Origin of the sequence: Idiomarina sp. ST10R2A5 (genome assembly GCF_051842325.1) — a bacterium.
Classification (GTDB): domain Bacteria; phylum Pseudomonadota; class Gammaproteobacteria; order Enterobacterales; family Alteromonadaceae; genus Idiomarina; species Idiomarina abyssalis.
The window spans coordinates 1-256 of the sequence record NZ_JBNIEX010000054.1 but is presented as its reverse complement, the minus strand read 5'-3'; the positions used below and the strand labels follow the sequence as shown (position 1 = coordinate 256).

The following is a 256-nucleotide window of genomic DNA, read 5'->3' as shown; positions in this document are numbered from 1 at the left end:
CCGATCGTCGCCAGCCAGCCCGAGTACCAGTAGTTGAAGTTCGCCTCCTTCCCCGCGGTGGTTCGCCAGTAGCCGTAGGCCTTGGCGGCGTCGATCTGCTCACCCTTGAGGTTGGTGCGCAGGAACTCGAGCCGGTCGGCGTCGTGCCGGTGCTCGTCGAGCCAGGCGTCCCAGTCCGTCATACCCTTCAGGGTCTTGAACAACGGCTCGTTCATGCCCGGGCACTCGATCGAGAGCAGGGTCGAGGCCGTGCCGG

General features: G+C 66.0%; 1 protein-coding gene. It reads right to left on the bottom strand.

The window, feature by feature from the left end; genetic code table 11:
• Positions 1 to 256 (bottom strand): hypothetical protein (locus ACP7FG_RS13105; RefSeq protein ID WP_439226644.1); only part of this gene is annotated, 256 nt, incomplete at both ends.